Annotated in this window: 17 protein-coding genes; 16 read left to right on the top strand and 1 reads right to left on the bottom strand. The window is 53.8% G+C overall.

What is annotated here, in order from left to right; translation table 11 throughout:
• Nucleotides 1-12 precede the first annotated feature (12 nt).
• The 7 genes from CBW42_RS07880 to acrA (CBW42_RS07850) all read left to right on the top strand — a co-directional run bounded on the left by CBW42_RS07880 (nt 13) and on the right by acrA (CBW42_RS07850) (nt 9,157).
• On the top strand, nt 13-1,914 hold the full coding sequence (locus CBW42_RS07880; RefSeq protein ID WP_087019562.1) for an NAD(+) synthase: 1,902 nt from the start codon (nt 13-15) through the stop codon (nt 1,912-1,914).
• Between the two features lie 363 nt (nt 1,915-2,277).
• Nucleotides 2,278-3,423, top strand: a complete 1,146-nt coding sequence (locus CBW42_RS07875) for an acyl-CoA dehydrogenase (RefSeq protein ID WP_087019559.1) — start codon at nt 2,278-2,280, stop codon at nt 3,421-3,423.
• 22 nt (nt 3,424-3,445) lie between these two features.
• The gene (gene acrB / locus CBW42_RS07870) at nt 3,446-4,246 is read left to right on the top strand and encodes an acryloyl-CoA reductase electron transfer subunit gamma (protein WP_087019554.1); all 801 of its coding nucleotides are present in this window, start codon (nt 3,446-3,448) and stop codon (nt 4,244-4,246) included.
• 19 nt (nt 4,247-4,265) lie between these two features.
• Nucleotides 4,266-5,384 (top strand): acryloyl-CoA reductase electron transfer subunit beta, encoded by a 1,119-nt coding sequence (gene acrA / locus CBW42_RS07865; protein WP_087019552.1) that lies wholly within the window; start codon nt 4,266-4,268, stop codon nt 5,382-5,384.
• A gap of 672 nt (nt 5,385-6,056) precedes the next feature.
• Complete coding sequence (locus CBW42_RS07860) at nt 6,057-7,196, top strand: acyl-CoA dehydrogenase (RefSeq protein WP_087019556.1); 1,140 nt, start codon at nt 6,057-6,059, stop codon at nt 7,194-7,196.
• 22 nt (nt 7,197-7,218) lie between these two features.
• Complete coding sequence (gene acrB, locus CBW42_RS07855; RefSeq protein ID WP_087019554.1) at nt 7,219-8,019, top strand: acryloyl-CoA reductase electron transfer subunit gamma; 801 nt, start codon at nt 7,219-7,221, stop codon at nt 8,017-8,019.
• Nucleotides 8,020-8,038: 19 nt separating this feature from the next.
• The gene (acrA, locus tag CBW42_RS07850; protein ID WP_087019552.1) at nt 8,039-9,157 is read left to right on the top strand and encodes an acryloyl-CoA reductase electron transfer subunit beta; all 1,119 of its coding nucleotides are present in this window, start codon (nt 8,039-8,041) and stop codon (nt 9,155-9,157) included.
• 298 nt (nt 9,158-9,455) lie between these two features.
• Here acrA (CBW42_RS07850) and CBW42_RS07845 read toward each other — a convergent pair whose 3' ends face one another.
• Complete coding sequence (locus tag CBW42_RS07845) at nt 9,456-10,160, bottom strand: ClpP family protease (RefSeq protein WP_087019549.1); 705 nt, start codon at nt 10,158-10,160, stop codon at nt 9,456-9,458.
• Nucleotides 10,161-10,750: 590 nt separating this feature from the next.
• Here CBW42_RS07845 and CBW42_RS07840 point away from each other — a divergent pair.
• The 9 genes from CBW42_RS07840 (at nt 10,751) to prfA (ending at nt 17,987) form a co-directional block, all read left to right on the top strand.
• A complete protein-coding gene (locus CBW42_RS07840) occupies nt 10,751-11,068 on the top strand; it encodes a PadR family transcriptional regulator (RefSeq protein WP_087019546.1) in 318 nt (105 codons plus the stop codon).
• On the top strand, nt 11,065-11,733 hold the full coding sequence (locus CBW42_RS07835; RefSeq protein WP_087019544.1) for a DUF1700 domain-containing protein: 669 nt from the start codon (nt 11,065-11,067) through the stop codon (nt 11,731-11,733). Before CBW42_RS07840 ends, CBW42_RS07835 begins: the two co-directional genes overlap by 4 nt.
• A 15-nt stretch (nt 11,734-11,748) precedes the next feature.
• A complete protein-coding gene (locus CBW42_RS07830; protein WP_087019541.1) occupies nt 11,749-12,579 on the top strand; it encodes a DUF4097 family beta strand repeat-containing protein in 831 nt (276 codons plus the stop codon).
• Nucleotides 12,580-12,596: 17 nt separating this feature from the next.
• On the top strand, nt 12,597-12,788 hold the full coding sequence (locus tag CBW42_RS07825) for a PspC domain-containing protein (protein ID WP_087019538.1): 192 nt from the start codon (nt 12,597-12,599) through the stop codon (nt 12,786-12,788).
• A 175-nt stretch (nt 12,789-12,963) separates the two neighbouring features.
• Nucleotides 12,964-13,482, top strand: a complete 519-nt coding sequence (locus CBW42_RS07820; protein ID WP_087019535.1) for a peptidylprolyl isomerase — start codon at nt 12,964-12,966, stop codon at nt 13,480-13,482.
• A 246-nt stretch (nt 13,483-13,728) separates the two neighbouring features.
• Nucleotides 13,729-15,615, top strand: a complete 1,887-nt coding sequence (locus CBW42_RS07815) for an ABC-F family ATP-binding cassette domain-containing protein (protein ID WP_087019810.1) — start codon at nt 13,729-13,731, stop codon at nt 15,613-15,615.
• Nucleotides 15,615-16,379, top strand: coding sequence for a YdcF family protein (locus tag CBW42_RS07810; protein ID WP_087019532.1), 765 nt, complete (start codon nt 15,615-15,617; stop codon nt 16,377-16,379). The genes CBW42_RS07815 and CBW42_RS07810 overlap by 1 nt, the downstream gene beginning before the upstream one ends.
• A 31-nt stretch (nt 16,380-16,410) precedes the next feature.
• Complete coding sequence (locus CBW42_RS07805) at nt 16,411-16,800, top strand: hypothetical protein (protein ID WP_087019529.1); 390 nt, start codon at nt 16,411-16,413, stop codon at nt 16,798-16,800.
• Nucleotides 16,801-16,874: 74 nt separating this feature from the next.
• Nucleotides 16,875-17,987 (top strand): peptide chain release factor 1, encoded by a 1,113-nt coding sequence (gene prfA / locus CBW42_RS07800; protein ID WP_087019527.1) that lies wholly within the window; start codon nt 16,875-16,877, stop codon nt 17,985-17,987.
• Nucleotides 17,988-18,154 lie beyond the last annotated feature (167 nt).

Below are 18,154 nucleotides of genomic sequence, written 5' to 3'. Positions count from 1 at the left end.
GTGCTGACTATCATGAAAGACGGATTTATCAAAGTCGCGGCAGCCACGCCGGAAATCCATGTGGCAGACTGCGCATTTAATGCGGACAACATCCTCGCGCTGTGCCGTGAGGCAAATGAAAAAGGCGTGCAGGCAGTCTGCTTCCCGGAGCTGTGTCTGACCGGCTATACCTGTTCCGACCTGTTTTTACACAATATCCTGCTCGACGGCGCAAAGCAGCAGCTGCTGCGCATTGCCGGAGAGACTGCGGAAATGGACATGCTGATTGTTGTGGGTCTGCCGGTACGCGTGGGCGGCACGCTGTACAACTGTGCGGCGTTTCTGCACAAGGGTAACATTCTCGGCATGATTCCGAAGCGAAACATCCCGAATTATACAGAATTTTATGAGCTGCGTCATTTTACCGAAGCAGATGACGATACCGAGGAATATCTCGAATGGGATGGTCAGGAATTCTGCATTGATCCCAATCAGATTTTCTGCTGTACCGATCTGCCGGATTTTGCGGTTTCCGCGGAGATTTGTGAGGATCTGTGGGTACCCAATCCGCCGTCCAGTGATCTGGCCTGCGCCGGTGCGACCATTCTCTTCAATCTGTCCGCTTCGGATGAAATCATCGGCAAAGCGGCATACCGCCGCAATCTGGTTTGCATGCAGTCCGGCCGCGGCCTGTGCGGTTATATTTACTGCGATGCAGGCCAGGGCGAGTCATCCACGGACCTGGTGTTTGCCGCACACAATATCATTGCGGAAAATGGCACGCTGCTGGCACAGTCGCCGCGGTTTGCCACCGGTCTGACGATTTCGGAAATCGATGTCACACGTCTGACTTATGAGCGCCGCCGTCAGAATACCTTCCGGGAAGGCTATGTTTCCCGTGTCTGGTTTGATATGGAGCTGCGCGAGACCGAGCTGACCCGTCCGATTGCACAGACACCGTTCGTGCCGTCAGACAAGGGCGACCTCGCTGCACGCTGCGAAGAAATTCTGACGCTTCAGGCAACCGGCCTTGCGACACGCGTGCGCCATGCGCATGCGAAGACGGCAGTCGTCGGACTATCCGGCGGATTGGATTCCGCACTTGCGCTCATCGTCACGGTTCATGCATTTGATCTGCTCGGACGCGACCGCAGGGACATCATTGCCGTTACGATGCCGTGCTTCGGCACGACCAGCCGCACGAAGAACAATGCGCTGACCCTGGCCGCAGCGTATGGCACAACCTGCAAGACGATTGAAATCGGTGCATCGGTCACGCAGCACTTCATCGACATCGGCCACGATATGGAAGACCACAGCGTCACGTTTGAAAACGGCCAGGCGCGTGAGCGCACCCAGGTGCTGATGGATCTGGCGAACAAGACCGGCGGCATGGTCATTGGTACGGGCGACCTGTCCGAGCTGGCACTCGGCTGGGCAACCTACAACGGCGATCACATGTCGATGTACGGCGTCAACAGCTCGATTCCGAAGACGCTGGTGCGTTATCTGACCGCGTATGAAGCGGACCGGGCGGGCGGTGAGACCGGGCGCGTGCTGCGCGATGTGCTCGCAACACCGGTTTCCCCGGAGCTGCTGCCGCCGAAGGACGGCGAAATCTCGCAGAAGACCGAGGAGCTGGTCGGCCCCTACGAGCTGCATGATTTCTTCCTGTATTATCTGCTGCGCTTTGGCATGGAGCCGAAGAAGATTTTCCGCATGGCAAAGCAGGCGTTTGCGGGCGTGTACGACGATGCCACCATCAAAAAATGGCTGACGACATTTGTCCGCCGCTTCTTTATCCAGCAGTTCAAGCGTTCCTGCCTGCCGGATGGCCCGAAGGTCGGTACGGTCACACTGTCGCCGCGCGGCGACTGGCGTATGCCGTCAGATGCCGTCAGCGCGCTGTGGATGGAACAGTGTGAGCAGCTGTAAACAGAAAAATGCGCGATTTGCGGCGGGATGTGCCACTGACACATTCCGCCGCTTTTTTCACGCTTTGAACACTATTTGTATATTTTGCACGAAAGATTTGTTAAATCATTAACAAATTGTCAATAAGTATGAAAAAAGATGGGTAAGTTCTTGTTAAATTGATTCTTTTATACAAAATAAATGGGTGAAATTCTTGACAAACCCTTGCGAATGAATATAATATTTATCGTATACATGTGTGTGTGTATATGTATTAACCCACATTCCATGAAATGCAGCGTGCATTTTGGCGTAAAGCCAGATCGCCCGGATGCTCGCATGTATTCATATTTTGGAATTCATTTTTTTGGGAGGTTTACTGGTATGGATTTTAGGCTTACAAAAGAGCAGGCAATGGTTCAGAAGATGTGCCGTGAATTCGCGGTCAACGAAATTGAGCCGATTGCCGCAGAAATCGACGAGCAGGAGCGTTATCCGCATGAGACCGTCGAGAAGATGCGCAAATATGGCCTGATGGGCATTCAGTTCCCGAAGGAGCTCGGCGGCTCCGGCGGCGACACCATCTGCTACACGATTGCAATCGAAGAAGCATCCCGCTTCTGCGGCACCACTGGCTGTATCATTTCCTCGCACGCTACCCTGTGCGCATGGCCGATTTATAAGTACGGCACGCCGGAGCAGAAGGAAAAGTGGCTCCGCCCGCTCATCAGCAGCACCAAGACCGGTGCATTCGGCCTGACCGAGCCGAACGCAGGTACCGACGCTGCGGGCCAGCAGACTGTTGCTGAGAAGCAGGAGGACGGCTCCTACATCGTCAACGGCTCCAAGGTATTCATCACCGGCGGCGGCGTTGCAAGCACCTACGTTATCTTCGCGATGACCGATAAGAGCAAGGGCACCCGCGGCATTTCCGCATTCATCGTTGATAAGGACGACCCGGGCTTCTCCATCGGCAAGATCGAGCATAAGATGGGCATCCGCGGTTCCCAGACCGCTGAGCTGGTATTTGAAGACATGCACCTGCCGGCAGACCGTCTGCTGGGCAAGGAAGGCCAGGGCTTCAAGATCGCTATGACCACCCTCGACGGCGGCCGTATCGGCATCGCTTCCCAGGCACTCGGCATTGCGCAGGGCGCACTGGATCAGGCTGTTCAGTACATGAAGGAGCGCGTTCAGTTCGGCAAAACCCTGTCCAAGTTCCAGGGCCTGCAGTGGATGATCGCTGACATGGAGACCCAGGTTGAGGCTGCCCGCCTGCTGGTTCGCCGCGCTGCATTCAACGAGGATCATGGCCTGCCGTATAACAAGGAAGCTGCTATGGCTAAGCTGTTCGCTGCTGAGACCGCTATGGACGTTACCACCAAGGCACTTCAGATCTTCGGCGGTTACGGTTACATCCGTGAGTACCCGCTGGAGCGCATGATGCGCGATGCCAAGATCACCGAGATCTACGAGGGCACTTCCCAGGTACAGCGCATGGTAATCGCAAACAACGTACTCGGCAAGTAAGAATAGGGAGGATTACAGTATTATGAAAGTTATCGTATGCGTAAAGCAGGTTCCGGATACCTCTGGTAAGGTTGCTGTCAAGCCGGACGGCACCCTGGACCGCGCTTCTATGGCTGCTATCATCAACCCGGACGATAAGAACGCAATCGAAGCAGCTCTGACCCTGAAGGATCAGACCGGCTGCAAGGTTATTGTTGTCACCATGGGTCCTCCCCCGGCAGAAGGCATGCTGCGTGAAATCCTGGCAATGGGCGCAGACGAGGCAGTTCTGGTATCCGGCCGTGAATTCGGCGGTTCCGACACCTTCGCTACCTCCCAGATCCTGGCAGCAGCAGTGAACAAGATCGGCGTAGAGTCCGATGACATCGTAATGTGCGGCCGTCAGGCAATCGACGGCGATACCGCACAGGTAGGCCCGCAGATCGCAGAGAAGCTGGGCATCCCGCAGATCACCTACGTTGCAGACCTGAAGGTAGAGGGCACCGAGGTAACCTGCAAGAGAATGCTGGAAGATGGCTACATGACCATCAAGACCCAGACCCCGTGCCTGCTGACCGCAATCAAGGAACTGAACACCCCGCGCTACATGAGCGTAGGCGGCATCTTCGATTGCTACAGCAAGCCGATGACCGTATTTGATTTCAACGCACTGAAGGATGATCCGCTGATTGAGCTGGACACCATCGGCCTGAAGGGTTCTCCGACGAACATCTTCGCTTCCTTTACGCCCCCGCAGAAGGGCCAGGGCGAAATGCTCGAAGGCGCTGACCAGAAGACTGTCGACGTACTGGTTGACAAGCTCCTTGCCAAGCACATCATCTAATTGAAAGGAGAAACGACAAATGGCTGAATTTAAGAATTCCGGAGAGGAAATGAAGAATTTCAAGGGCGTTTGGGTATTCTGTGAGCAGCGTCAGGGCGAGCTTCAGAGCACTGTTCTTGAACTGGTATCGGAAGGCCGCAAGCTGGCAGACGACCTGGGCGTAGAGCTGGCAGGCCTGCTGCTGGGCGACAATGTAGAAGGCCTGGCAAAGGAAATCGGCGCATATGGCGCAGACAAGGTAATCCTGTGCGACGATCCGTCCCTGAAGGATTACACGACCGACGCATATGCAGATGTTATCTGTGATGTAGTCATGGAGAAGAAGCCGGAAATCGTACTGATCGGCGCAACCAACATCGGCCGTGACCTGGGTCCGCGCTGCGCAGCTCGCCTGCACACCGGTCTGACCGCAGACTGCACGCATCTGGATGTTGACACCAACAAGTATGTAGAGTTCCTGAAGGCAAACTCCACGCTGGACGTAGATCAGATGGTAGCAGCAGGCCGCATCAAGATGGACGACCGCAACCTGAAGATGACCCGTCCGGCATTCGGCGGCCATCTGATGGCAACCATCATCTGCCCGCGTTTCCGTCCGCAGATGTCTACCGTTCGTCCGGGCGTTCTGAAGAAGGGCGAGTACGACGAAGCAAAGGCAAATGCAGTTGTCGTAGAGAAGGTAGCTGTCAAGACCGGCGACATCAAGACGCAGGTAGTTGAAGTTGTCAAGGAAGCAAAGCAGCTGGTAGATCTGATCGGCGCAGACGTAGTTGTATCTGTCGGCCGTGGTATCTCCAAGGACGTCGAGAAGGGCATCAAGCTGGCAGAAGAGCTGGCAGAAGTTCTGGGCGGCGTAGTTGGCGGCTCCCGTGTAGCAATCGACAGCGGCTGGCTGACTGCCGACCATCAGGTAGGCCAGACCGGTAAGACCGTACATCCGAAGCTGTACATCGCACTGGGTATCTCCGGTGCAATCCAGCACAAGGCTGGTATGCAGGATTCCGAGTGCATCATCGCGGTCAACAAGACCGAAGGCGCTCCGATCTTCGACGTAGCGGATTACGGCATCTGCGGCGACCTGTTCAAGGTTGTACCGATGATGATCGAGACCATCAAGGCTGCAAAGGCTGCGAAGTAAGTCTCCCGCTTTTCCCCGCTTTTCCCCGCTTTTCCCCGCTTTTCTTTACAGAAAGAAAAGCTTGGCAAAAGAAATGTCCGGCTCGCTCCCGCGAGCGCAAACAGCCAGACAAACAGGTCTGTCTGTTTGCCCCGTTGACACGAAAAGCCATTCCATCCCCCGGCGGATTTCCGCCGGGGGATTTTTTCGCGCTTTTGCAAGTGATTGGCGCGTTCAAAAGGGGCGCTTCTTGATTTGCATAGACCGGGGTTTCCCGCAAAGGGGGGAATTTTGTGTGTGCACGTGGTTTTTCAAGGGCTGCCTGTTGCAGACCATCCGCTCCCGCTTATGCGAACCGCACACGCCGAACACCTATACGTCAGACGACCCCGACAAAAGCAGGCGAAAAAATCTGTAAATGTTTTTTTCGCAAACAGAGGCATGGAAGAAAATTGAAAATCCGTAGTTTGGCAATGGAATGGACGGAAAAACCCCTGTTTTTTTCAGAAAAGTTGTGTTTTGGGTGATTTCTTGTTAAATCCAAATAAACTTATGGCGCAAGTTGAAGCAAAAGAAAAATTATTGCACAACTTTTGTAAATATGATATACTACTTTTGATAAGATATATGTTAACTTTTTAGTTTCTTTGGGTGTTATTCAAACATACTATAGTGAAATTGGAGGAATATAACATGGACTTCAACTTGACCAAAGAGCAAGAACTGATTCGGAAGTCTCTTCGTGAGTTCACCGAAGCAGAAGTCGCGCCGATCGCTGCGGAGACTGACCGCCTTGAGCAGTATCCGGCTGACACCATCGACCAGCTGTTCCGTTACGGTGTAATGGGCATGTGCGTACCGAAGGAGTACGGCGGACCTGGTGCTGACGACATTTCTGCTGCTATCGTAGTAGAAGAGCTGTCCAAGCAGTGCGCTTCCACCGGCGACATCGTTGCTACTCACAACGGCCTGTGCTGCGGCCCGATCATCAACTTCGGTACCGAGGAGCAGAAGAAGAAGTACCTGCCGATGCTGTGCAACGGTAAGGTAGGCGCATTCGCTCTGACCGAGCCGAACGCCGGTTCCGATGCATCCAAGGGCACCACCGTTTGCGAAGACGCTGGCGACCACTGGGTAATGAACGGTTCCAAGATCTTCATCACCAACGGCTATGTTGCTGACATTTTTGTTGTATTTGCTATGACTGACCCGTCCAAGGGCACCAAGGGCATCTCTGCATTCATCGTAGAGAAGGATTTCCCGGGCTTCTCTGTTGGCCGTCATGAGGAAAAGCTGGGCCTGCATGGTTCCCCGACGTCTGAAATCGTATTTGAGGACTGCATCATCCCGAAGGAAAACCTGCTCGGCAAGCTGGGCAAGGGCTTCAACATTGCTATGAACACCCTCGACGGCGGCCGTATCGGCATCGCTGCACAGGCTCTGGGCATTGCAGAGGGCGCTATGAACGAGGCGGTTGAGTACACCAAGGGCCGTGTTCAGTTCGGCAGACCAATTTCCAAGTTCCAGAACACCCAGTTCAAGTTCGCTGATATGGAAGTTGCAATCAATGCAGCTCGCCTGCTGACCTACTCCGCAGCTGCTGCAAAGGGCGAAGGCAAGCGCTTCACTAAGGACGCTGCTATGGCTAAGCTGTTCGCTTCTGAGGCTGCTATGAAGATCACCACTGAGGCGGTTCAGCTGTTCGGCGGCTACGGCTACACCCGTGATTACCCGGTTGAGCGCATGATGCGTGACGCTAAGATCACCGAGATCTACGAGGGTACCTCTGAAATCCAGAGAGTTGTCATTTCGGGCAACGTACTCGGCAAGTAAGAATAGGGAGGATTACAGTATTATGAAAGTTATCGTATGCGTAAAGCAGGTTCCGGATACCTCTGGTAAGGTTGCTGTCAAGCCGGACGGCACCCTGGATCGCGCTTCTATGGCTGCTATCATCAACCCGGACGATAAGAACGCAATCGAAGCAGCTCTGACCCTGAAGGATCAGACCGGCTGCAAGGTTATTGTTGTCACCATGGGTCCTCCCCCGGCAGAAGGCATGCTGCGTGAAATCCTGGCAATGGGCGCAGACGAGGCAGTTCTGGTATCCGGCCGTGAATTCGGCGGTTCCGACACCTTCGCTACCTCCCAGATCCTGGCAGCAGCAGTGAACAAGATCGGCGTAGAGTCCGATGACATCGTAATGTGCGGCCGTCAGGCAATCGACGGCGATACCGCACAGGTAGGCCCGCAGATCGCAGAGAAGCTGGGCATCCCGCAGATCACCTACGTTGCAGACCTGAAGGTAGAGGGCACCGAGGTAACCTGCAAGAGAATGCTGGAAGATGGCTACATGACCATCAAGACCCAGACCCCGTGCCTGCTGACCGCAATCAAGGAACTGAACACCCCGCGCTACATGAGCGTAGGCGGCATCTTCGATTGCTACAGCAAGCCGATGACCGTATTTGATTTCAACGCACTGAAGGATGATCCGCTGATTGAGCTGGACACCATCGGCCTGAAGGGTTCTCCGACGAACATCTTCGCTTCCTTTACGCCCCCGCAGAAGGGCCAGGGCGAAATGCTCGAAGGCGCTGACCAGAAGACTGTCGACGTACTGGTTGACAAGCTCCTTGCCAAGCACATCATCTAATTGAAAGGAGAAACGACAAATGGCTGAATTTAAGAATTCCGGAGAGGAAATGAAGAATTTCAAGGGCGTTTGGGTATTCTGTGAGCAGCGTCAGGGCGAGCTTCAGAGCACTGTTCTTGAACTGGTATCGGAAGGCCGCAAGCTGGCAGACGACCTGGGCGTAGAGCTGGCAGGCCTGCTGCTGGGCGACAATGTAGAAGGCCTGGCAAAGGAAATCGGCGCATATGGCGCAGACAAGGTAATCCTGTGCGACGATCCGTCCCTGAAGGATTACACGACCGACGCATATGCAGATGTTATCTGTGATGTAGTCATGGAGAAGAAGCCGGAAATCGTACTGATCGGCGCAACCAACATCGGTCGTGACCTGGGTCCGCGCTGCGCAGCTCGCCTGCACACCGGTCTGACCGCAGACTGCACGCATCTGGATGTTGACACCAACAAGTATGTAGAGTTCCTGAAGGCAAACTCCACGCTGGACGTAGATCAGATGGTAGCAGCAGGCCGCATCAAGATGGACGACCGCAACCTGAAGATGACCCGTCCGGCATTCGGCGGCCATCTGATGGCAACCATCATCTGCCCGCGTTTCCGTCCGCAGATGTCTACCGTTCGTCCGGGCGTTCTGAAGAAGGGCGAGTACGACGAAGCAAAGGCAAATGCAGTTGTCGTAGAGAAGGTAGCTGTCAAGACCGGCGACATCAAGACGCAGGTAGTTGAAGTTGTCAAGGAAGCAAAGCAGCTGGTAGATCTGATCGGCGCAGACGTAGTTGTATCTGTCGGCCGTGGTATCTCCAAGGACGTCGAGAAGGGCATCAAGCTGGCAGAAGAGCTGGCAGAAGTTCTGGGCGGCGTAGTTGGCGGCTCCCGTGTAGCAATCGACAGCGGCTGGCTGACTGCCGACCATCAGGTAGGCCAGACCGGTAAGACCGTACATCCGAAGCTGTACATCGCACTGGGTATCTCCGGTGCAATCCAGCACAAGGCTGGTATGCAGGATTCCGAGTGCATCATCGCGGTCAACAAGACCGAAGGCGCTCCGATCTTCGACGTAGCGGATTACGGCATCTGCGGCGACCTGTTCAAGGTTGTACCGATGATGATCGAGACCATCAAGGCTGCAAAGGCTGCGAAGTAAGTCTCCCGCTTTTCCCCGCTTTTCCCCGCTTTTCTTTACAGAAAGAAAAGCTTGGCAAAAGAAATGTCCGGCTCGCTCCCGCGAGCGCAAACAGCCAGACAAACAGGTCTGTCTGTTTGCCCCGTTGACACGAAAAGCCATTCCATCCCCCGGCGGATTTCCGCCGGGGGATTTTTTCGCGTTTTTTGCAAGTGATTGGCGCGTTCAAAAGGGGTGCTTCTTGATTTGCATAGACCGGGGTTTCCCGCAAAGGGGGGAATTTGTTTGCATTTGTCGGCTCAGGGGAATTCTGTTTGATTTATTCGGATTTTTCGCTGGTTTCCTGTTGCTCAGCCCGTTCCGCCTTGCGCTTATCTGCCGCGTCATGCAGCCAGGCGAGTGCGTCGTGCAGCGTGCCGATGGCATCGCACAGACCCAGATCAACTGCTTCCTGTGCGCCGAGTACCGTCCCGACATCGGTTGCAAGCTCGTCGGTTGCCATCATCCGTCGACTCAGCTCGTGCTCCTCGACAGAGGAATTGGCGACAATAAACCGCGTGATACGCGATTGGATTTGACGGAAATATTCATAGGTCTGCGGTGCGCCGATGACCGTCCCGCTGATGCGCACCGGATGCAGCATCATGGACGCGGATGGTGCAATCAGGGTGCGCTGTGCTGCGACTGCCAGAGGAATGCCGATGGAATGTCCGCCGCCAAGCACAAGTGACAACGTGGGCTTGTGCATTCCGGCAATCAGCTCGGCAATGGCGAGCCCGGCTTCCACATCGCCGCCTGCTGTGTTGAGCAGGATCAGCAGGCCGTCAATGTCATCGCTCTCCTCAATCGCCGCCAGCTGAGGCAGGACATGCTCATATTTTGTCGTTTTGGTGCTCTCCGGCGCTTCCTGATGCCCTTCAATCGTGCCGATGATGGTAATACAGTGCAGGTTGCCGCGCGCGGAATGCGTGGTTACTGCACCGGTATCCGGTTCTTTGTTGGTATCTGCTCTGGTTTCCGCCATGAAATACCCCTCCCATGTAAAATTTAATTCAAATTTTTCGTTTTTTTCCGGTTGACAAGTCTGTGTTATACGAATAGTTATCCACATTTCCACAGAGTTATCCCCAGATTTGTGTGAAAAGCGGTGGATAACCCTGTGCATTTGTGGATAACAGCGGATTTGTACACAAAATAGCGGGGCAGCTCTGAAAAAAATGGAGATTTCAGGGAAAAACCCCGGTTTTTTTCGCTCTTAAAATTATTGTCAAAATGACAGTGTACGGTGAGTAATCAAAAAATACACAAAAAATTGTGATAATCCGTGAAAATTCACCATGTTGTAATCAGCTTACAGGAATATTCTGCCCGCAGAACCGGAAGTTATACACAAGCATATGGAAGATTTTTGAAGAAATCTACCGGGTTTGTGCAAAAGCGGGGGAAACCTGTGCAAAACAGAGGGGAAGCAGACAGAAATTACCTGTGCCGCATGGATTTCCACGCCGTACATATACATGAGGTATGCAACGCCGGTGTTACCGGATTGTAGCTTGACACATAATATTATATGACATATAATATTAGATATAGAAGAACAGAGAGGTGAAACGCATGTCCTTCCCGATCTCATCCGGGCTGCTGGATGCCGTTGTGCTGTCCGTGCTGGAACAGGAGGACGCCTATGGCTACCGCATTACCAATCTGGTGCGCAGCCGGTTGGATATTTCCGAATCTACCCTGTATCCTGTGCTCCGGCGGCTGGAAAAGAATGATTTCCTGACGGTGTATGACCGTGCGATTGATGGGCGCAACCGCAGATATTATGCAATCACACCTGCTGGGCGCAAGCAGCTGGAGGATTACCGTCGGGACTGGCACGTGTATCGCAACGGGATTGAATCGCTGTTATTTTCCGGAGGTAGACAATGAATCGAAATGATTTTATTCTGCGTTTGGAACAGGCGCTCGCCGGCATGCCGGAGGAGGAACGCCGCCGCGCAGTCGAATATTATGAAAACTATTTGGATGAGGCAGGGCCGGAAAACGAAGCGGAGGTTCTTCATACGCTGGGCGCACCGGAAAAGGTTGCGGCAGATATCCTGCGGGAATTCCGTGATGTAGGCAATCCGGCAGATGCTGCACAAAATACCGGAAAAACCGGGCAAACAGGGACAGAAAGCTATGAGGCACGTGCCAAAAATCGTTTTCAGGAAATGGACAACGGACAGAAGGCACTTGCCCTCGTACTGGCGGCAGTAGCAGTGGTCTGTGTGTTTCCTGTCTGTGTCGGTGTGGTTGGCGGTTTCGGCGGTATCCTGATCGGGCTGGTCTGTGCGGTTGCCGCTGTGTTTCTCATTGTTCCGGCGCTCGATCTCGCCGCGTGGGGCTGTGCGATTGGCTTTGTCATTGCGGCAGGCTATACGGCAGCAGCCGGAACGGGAGCGGAACTGCTGCTGTTTCTCGGACTGGCACTGGTCAGCGCGGCATTCGGTATCCTGCTGTGGAAGCTGACGGCTTATCTGTTCCGCACGCTGTTTCCCGGCCTGCTGAACGGCATCGTCGGATTGTTCCGGCGAGTGTTCCATCGGAGCTGAAAGGGGCTGACTCTCATGAAGAAATCGACAATCGCTGCACTCGTTCTGCTGGCCGCCGGATTGGTCTGCTGTTTTGTGGCGGCGGGCATGGGCGTCCGGACAGCTCTTCTCGGAGCGGGAAGTTCTCTGCGCATGTTCCAGTATCAGGAAAAAGCAGAGGACAAACAGCTTCAGGTGAACAGCGTTGAGCGGCTCGAAATCGATCTCGACAGCGCCGAGCTGACCGTACAGGAAGGCGAGAGCTGGCAGCTGTCCGGTGGTAAAAGCACGACATGGAGGACAGAAGGCGACAAGCTGGTGATTGAACAGGAAAATGAACGCGGTTGGTGGTATAAAAACCACTCCGCACCGGTCACACTGACAGTGCCCTCGGACTGCCCCTTATACTCGCTTGATATTGACGTGGATGCAGGAAGTGCAGTCGTTTCCGGCATTGTGACAACGCGTGACATTACGTGCAGTGTGGACGCGGGAAGCGTGACCATGCGGGATATTGACACACAGCAGCTGGAAGCAGAGGTCAGCGCCGGAGCAATAGATATTTCCGCGTGCGTTCGCGGTATCGGCGCGAGCGGCGCACCGGTACAGCTGAGCTGTGATGCGGGAGAAATCATCTTGAAGCTGGCGGAAGGCTCATGCATCGGGCGCGTGTCCGGTGAAGTGGATATGGGCGACCTTACGATTTCGGTGAACGGTGAACGCGTGCTGACACGCGACGCGGGGATATCACATGAGTTGTCGTGCCGTATCCCGGGCACAACCGGTGATGGCCTGATGAAGCTCGACTGCAATATTGGCAGCATTGAAGTGTCTATTCAAGCATCAGCTGAAGCAGACGCGGCATAACACAGGGAGGATTTGATATGGAGAAAAAACTATACCGCATCGAACAGGGCAAAATGCTGTGCGGCGTGTGCATGGGCATTGCCGATTATCTGAACATGGATGTCACAGTGATCCGCCTGATTCTGGCAGCACTGACGGTATGCAGCGCGGGAACTGGCATTCTGCTGTATGCTGTAACAGCAATTATTATGCCGGTCAAACCGGTATAACGCACGAAATTAACGCGAAGCCCTTGTCACATGCGCAGGGATTTGCTACAATAACAATAGACTGGAATGCGGGTGTCGGCTTCTGTCGGCACCTGTTTCCGTATCCGAAACAACAACAGCAAAGGGCGAAAAAACTGACCCTCCCTGCACTGAAAAAAAGGAGATTATCATTTCAATGACCAACCCGATTGTCACCATTACGATGGAAGACGGCGGCGAGATACAGATTGAGCTGTTCGCCGAGACCGCACCGAACACCGTACGCAATTTTGTCAGCCTGGTATCCAAGGGCTTCTATGACGGCACGACGTTCCATCGCGTTATTCCCGGCTTTATGATTCAGGGCGGCGACCCGGAGGGCACCGGCATGGGCGGCCCGGGTTACTGCATCCGCGGTGAATTCGCAATGAACGGCTTTGACAACGACCTGAAGCACACGCGCGGCGTGCTGTCCATGGCGCGTGCCATGAACCCGGATTCCGCAGGTTCGCAGTTCTTCATTATGGTAGAGGATGCACCGCATCTGGACGGACAGTATGCATCGTTCGGCCGCGTCATTACGGGCATGGATGTCTGTGACCGCATTGTTTCCGCACGCAGGAACTTCAATGACAAGCCGCTCAAGCCGCAGCGCATGAAGAGCGTAACGGTTGAAACCTTCGGCGAAACCTTTGACGAGCCGGAAAAAGCCTGAGCTGAAAGACCGCGCCGTGCGCGGTCTTTTCTTTTTTCGACAGAGCTTTGAAGTTATAAAACGGTGCGCACCAGAGACTCTCTCATGGGGGGGCGCCTTTGGAATGTGTGAGCATAATACCAGCCCTCGTTGGGGCAACTGCCGGACCGTCCGTCCGGCATGTTCGCGGCGCGCGGGAGCGCGGTAGACGTTTCTTTTGCCAAGCTTTTCTTTTTGCAAAGAAAAGCGGAGAAGGAGGAAATCTATTTGGCAGATATCAGTATTTCCGGACTGAATAAATACTTTGGTGAAAATCAGATACTATACGACATCACATTTGATATTTTTCCGGGCGAAAAGGTAGCAATTGTCGGCCCGAACGGTGCAGGAAAAACCACGCTGTTCCGCGTTCTGACCGGTGAGCTGCCATATGAAAGCGGCACGATTTCCATTGCAAAGGATCGCACGGTCGGCATGATCGACCAGATTCCGGTGTATGAACCGGGCGATACCGTGGAGATGATCCTGCGCTCGGCATTCCATCGCATCGATGAGGTGCGTGAACGCATGAAGCAGCTGGAAGCGCGCATGGAACAAAACGATGATTCCAATCTGTTAAAGCAGTACGGCGCATTGCAGGCGGAATTTGAAGCCATGGGTGGCTATGCCCTCGATTTCGAGGTGGATAAGGTGTGCAATGGCTTGGAAATCCCGAAGGAAATGCGCGAAAAGCCATTTGATGTGCTGTCCGGCGGTGAAAAAACACGTGTCAATCTGGCACGAATTATTTTAGAGGACACCGACATTTTGCTGCTCGACGAGCCAACCAACCATCTCGATCTGGACGCCGTTGAATGGCTCGGCAATTTCCTGAATGACTATAAGGGTACGGTTGTGACCATCTCGCATGACCGTTATTTCCTTGACCAGTGCTGTGACCGTATCATTGAGCTGTTTGACGGGCATGCGGATTTTTATGCCGGTTCATACAGCTATTACGCCGAGGAGCGCAAGCTGCGCTTTGCCCAGCGCATGGCGGAGCATGAAAACCAGATGGAAGAACTCAAACGCTTGCAGGATCAGTCGCGTAAAATGCATCAGTGGGGCACGGAAAAAATGCATAAGCGCGCGTTTTCCATCGATAAACGCATTGCGCGCATGACAGTTGCTGACCGCCCGAAGCAGCAGAAAAAAATGTCCATGACCTTCGGCGATCCCAATTATGAAACAGAAAACGTGCTCAAGGTGCGCGGTATCAATAAGAGCTTTGACGGCAGACAGGTTCTGCACGATATTACATTCAACGTGCGCAATGGCGAACGCATCGCCATTCTGGGCGATAACGGCACGGGAAAAACAACCCTGCTCAATATTATTCTGGGGCTGGAAGAAGCCGACAGCGGCACAATCAAAAAAGGCGACGGGTTGAAGCCCGCCTATCTGCCACAGGTTGTACATTTTGAAAATGAAAACCGCACGTTGGTCGATACGCTGATTTATGAAAAAAATGTCACGCCGCAGACCGCACGCAATCGGCTGGGCCGCTTTCAGTTTTCCGGGGAAGATCAGCTTAAACCGGTGTCCAAGCTGTCCGGCGGCGAGAAAAGCCGCCTGCGCCTGTGCGAGCTGATGTATGACAAGCTCAATATGCTGGTACTCGATGAGCCGACCAACCATCTGGATATCCTGTCGCGCGAATGGATTGAGGAAGCTGTGGAGGGCTTCGCAGGCACACTGCTGTTTGTTTCGCATGACCGCTATTTTGTCTCGCGCTTTGCCAATCGCATTATCGTACTGATGGACGGTGAAATGATCGATTTCACCGGAAATTATGAGGAATATCTCGCATTCCGCGCGCGAAAAGCGGCGGAAAAGGCGGCAAGCGTACAACCTAAGCAGAAAAAGGAAAAGCCGAAGCCGAAGGGCGGCACCAAGCCGTTGGAAAAGAAAATTGCGAAGCTCGAACGCGAAATCTCCGATCTGGAGGAGAAGAGTGCTGCTATTGACGAACAAATGTCGGCGGCCGCCAGCGATCCGGGCAAGCTGATTGAGCTGTCCGAACAGAAGGATGAAATTGAAACAGAGCTGATGGAACGCATGGAGCAGTGGGAAGAGCTGTCCGCCCAGCTCGAAGAGATGCAGGAGAACACATAATGAAGCGGTTTTATCAGATATTGTGCATGATATGCGCAGTTCTGGCTGTCATTTGCATTCCGTTTCGCCCGCTGTGGTTTGGTCTGGCGTTTTTCACAACGCTGTGCGCCTGTACCGGTGTCATGTGGCTGTTCATTCGTGTGCGCGATACGCGCACAGGCAAATGGTCAGCTGTGGCAACTTGGTTCGTGCGTGCCGGAAATGTTGTGTTTGTGCTGTGGCTGATCTCGGTCGCCGCAGTCGAAGGATTGATTTTATCCGGCGCGCATACGGATGCGCAGGCATTGGAGGCGGATTGTGTGTTTGTGCTCGGCGGCGGCATCAAGGGCGACCAGCCGACCGAAACACTGCGCAATCGTCTTGCCGTTGCGCTCGATGTGATGGAGCAGAACCCGGATGTACAGATTATCGTATGCGGCGGGCAGGGGGATGACGAGGATTACACCGAAGCCTCCGTTATGTACAACTGGATGGTATCGCATGGCGCAGACCCCGAACGTGTTGCAAAGGAATCCAAATCACGCAATACCATTCAAAATATTGAAAATGCTTTGGAGCTGTGTGAAAAAAACGGCTGGAGCACGGACCGCGTCGCGGCGCTGTCGAGCGGGTTCCATCTGTTCCGCACACGGCGTATCATGGAAAACTGTGGATTGGAGTCGTGTGTGATCGCAGCGCCGTCCGGCAATCCGGCGATGCGTATATTGTTTTGTATCCGTGAGTATTTTTCCATTGTCAAGCTGGTTGTCAGCGGATACTGGTAAATCTGTCGATAAAGCGATTGGAGGGATTCATATGACAGGCTATTCTGTGCCCTGCGGCGTGCATGCCACAGACAACGACCATTTTAAGCTGGCAGAGCTGCGCGTATCGGATGCATATATTCCACAGTTTATCACAGGACTGCGCGCACTGCTGACAGGTGACATTGAGGTATTGCGCCTGTGCGATGCCAAACAGATGGCGGTCATCCGCGGCAGCGGTGGAACGACCTTCACACTGCTGTTTGAAAACGGCAGCAGCGCGTATCTGTGTGAGGAAAACCTCTATGAAATGGAGGGCTTTGCCCTTGCACGCATGTTTGAGAACAAAAAACCGGGCACCTGCCTGACCTTACAGCTAAACGGCGAGGACGATTTACAACTCAGCCTCGGCCTGTGGGTTGGAGATAAAAAGTATAATTAAAAATATATTATACAAAAAGTAAAATATTCTATATAGTATATTACAGAATAAATATTACATGGAGTTGAATTGTCGTGTTAGATAAACTGGAGGGACTGGCAGATCGATATGACGAGCTGGAGGGTCTGCTTGCCAGCCCGGAGTTGTATGAAGACCCGTCACGGGCGGCAGCGCTGGCGAAGGAACAGAGCGAGTTGCAGCCGATTGTGACGGCATACCGCCGGTACAGCGCAGCGTGCCAGGAGGAACAGGACGCGCGTGAGCTGTTGGAGGAAGCAGGCAGTGATGCGGAGCTGCGCGCGCTGGCACAGGAAACGCTGGCGACGAGCCGCGCAGAAATCGAACAGTTGGAAGAGGAACTGAAAATTTTACTGCTGCCGCGCGATGAGAACGACAGCCGCAGTGTTATTATGGAAATTCGCGCGGGAGCAGGCGGCGAAGAAGCGGCATTGTTTGCCGCATCGCTGTACCGCATGTATACGATGTATGCGGATTCCCGCGGCTGGAAAACCGAGCGCATCGGGCAGTCAGAAACCGAGCTAGGCGGTTTTAAGGAAATTACGTTCAGTATTGATGGTGACGGCGCATTTTCGCGGCTGAAATATGAGAGCGGCGTGCATCGAGTCCAGCGCGTGCCGGAAACCGAATCACAGGGGCGTGTGCATACGTCCACCGTGACGGTTGCCGTGCTGCCGGAGGTCGATGATGTCGAGCTGACGATTGATCCGAAGGATCTGCGCATTGATACGTTCCGCTCGTCCGGCGCAGGCGGACAGCACATCAACAAGACATCCTCTGCCATTCGTGTCACGCACCTGCCGACCGGCATGGTCGTGGAATGCCAGGACGAGCGCAGCCAGTTCAAAAATAAGGACAAGGCATTGCGCGTGCTGCGTTCGCGGTTGTTTGAGATAGAACAGCGCAAGCGCGACGATGCAATCGCCGCCGAGCGGCGCAGTCAGGTCGGCACAGGCGACCGTTCGGAGCGCATCCGCACGTATAATTTCCCGGAAAACCGCGTATCTGAGCACCGCATCAAGCTCACACTATACAAGCTGGACAGCTTTCTTGACGGCAATCTGGATGAGGTGCTCGACGCGCTGATTACAACCGACCAGGCGGAGAATCTGGCGAAGGTGGACCGCTTTTCTTTACAGAAAGAAAAGCTGGGCAAAAGAAATGTTTGACGCGCTCCCGCGCGCCGCGAACATGCCGGACGGACGGTCCGGCAGTTGCCCCAACGAGGGCTGGAAAGACCAATCGCGTACACCAACCAGCTCCCTTCAAGAGGAAACATGTACAATCTATTGCAAATTATATAATAAATTATAATTATACTAAAAGTTATCAAAGA

This window comes from Butyricicoccus porcorum, from assembly GCF_002157465.1.
GTDB lineage: Bacteria > Bacillota > Clostridia > Oscillospirales > Butyricicoccaceae > Butyricicoccus_A > Butyricicoccus_A porcorum.
Note: the sequence above shows the minus strand (reverse complement) of the source record. Positions and strands in the feature narration are given on the sequence as shown.

Bases quoted from the DNA above. Each gene is read 5' to 3' on its own strand.
- CBW42_RS07880 (WP_087019562.1), top strand. From the start codon at position 13: ATGAAAGACGGATTTATCAAAGTCGCGGCAGCCACGCCGGAAATCCAT.
- CBW42_RS07875 (WP_087019559.1), top strand. From the start codon at position 2,278: ATGGATTTTAGGCTTACAAAAGAGCAGGCAATGGTTCAGAAGATGTGC.
- acrB (WP_087019554.1), top strand. From the start codon at position 3,446: ATGAAAGTTATCGTATGCGTAAAGCAGGTTCCGGATACCTCTGGTAAG.
- acrA (WP_087019552.1), top strand. From the start codon at position 4,266: ATGGCTGAATTTAAGAATTCCGGAGAGGAAATGAAGAATTTCAAGGGC.
- CBW42_RS07860 (WP_087019556.1), top strand. From the start codon at position 6,057: ATGGACTTCAACTTGACCAAAGAGCAAGAACTGATTCGGAAGTCTCTT.
- acrB (WP_087019554.1), top strand. From the start codon at position 7,219: ATGAAAGTTATCGTATGCGTAAAGCAGGTTCCGGATACCTCTGGTAAG.
- acrA (WP_087019552.1), top strand. From the start codon at position 8,039: ATGGCTGAATTTAAGAATTCCGGAGAGGAAATGAAGAATTTCAAGGGC.
- CBW42_RS07845 (WP_087019549.1), bottom strand. From the start codon at position 10,160: ATGGCGGAAACCAGAGCAGATACCAACAAAGAACCGGATACCGGTGCA.
- CBW42_RS07840 (WP_087019546.1), top strand. From the start codon at position 10,751: ATGTCCTTCCCGATCTCATCCGGGCTGCTGGATGCCGTTGTGCTGTCC.
- CBW42_RS07835 (WP_087019544.1), top strand. From the start codon at position 11,065: ATGAATCGAAATGATTTTATTCTGCGTTTGGAACAGGCGCTCGCCGGC.
- CBW42_RS07830 (WP_087019541.1), top strand. From the start codon at position 11,749: ATGAAGAAATCGACAATCGCTGCACTCGTTCTGCTGGCCGCCGGATTG.
- CBW42_RS07825 (WP_087019538.1), top strand. From the start codon at position 12,597: ATGGAGAAAAAACTATACCGCATCGAACAGGGCAAAATGCTGTGCGGC.
- CBW42_RS07820 (WP_087019535.1), top strand. From the start codon at position 12,964: ATGACCAACCCGATTGTCACCATTACGATGGAAGACGGCGGCGAGATA.
- CBW42_RS07810 (WP_087019532.1), top strand. From the start codon at position 15,615: ATGAAGCGGTTTTATCAGATATTGTGCATGATATGCGCAGTTCTGGCT.
- CBW42_RS07805 (WP_087019529.1), top strand. From the start codon at position 16,411: ATGACAGGCTATTCTGTGCCCTGCGGCGTGCATGCCACAGACAACGAC.